This window comes from Allomesorhizobium camelthorni, assembly GCF_011045125.1.
GTDB lineage: Bacteria > Pseudomonadota > Alphaproteobacteria > Rhizobiales > Rhizobiaceae > Allomesorhizobium > Allomesorhizobium camelthorni.
Genome location: NZ_JAAKZF010000340.1, coordinates 1 through 533, shown reverse-complemented (window position 1 = coordinate 533; position 533 = coordinate 1). Strand labels below are relative to the sequence as shown.

The 533-nt window shown below is 62.1% G+C and carries 1 protein-coding gene; it reads left to right on the top strand.

Translation table 11 applies throughout. The features are described 5' to 3' along the window. A partial coding sequence (locus tag G6N73_RS36240) for an IS5 family transposase (RefSeq protein WP_165034615.1) occupies positions 1-533 on the top strand: 533 nt, incomplete at both ends.

Below are 533 nucleotides of genomic sequence, written 5' to 3'. Positions count from 1 at the left end.
TCCACGGTGCAGAAATATTTCTACCGCTGGCGCGACGAGGGCCTGCTGCGCGCAATCAGCAATGAGCTGGTGATGGCGGCGCGTGAACGGGAGGGCAGAGAGGCCAGTCCCACTGCAGGCGTCATCGACAGCCAGTCGGTCAAGACCACGGAAAGCGGCGGAATTCGTGGGTTTGACGCCGGCAAGAAGGTGATGGGCCGCAAGCGCCATATCGTTGTCGATACACTCGGCCTGCTGGTGAGCCTCGTCATCCATGCCGCCGATATCCAGGACCGGGACGGCGCGCCGGCCGTCCTGAAATCGATCCTCAAACGCTGGCCGTGGCTGCGCCATGTCTTCGCCGATGGCGGCTATGCCGGACCGAAGCTGAAAGGGGCATTGCAGAAGGTCGGCAAGTTCACGCTCGAAATCATCAAGCGCACGGACGCCATCAAGGGCTTCGAGGTGCTACCCCGCAGATGGGTGGTGGAGAGAACATTCGCTTGGCTCGGCAGATGCCGCAGACTGGCCAAGGACTTCGAACGAACCATCGC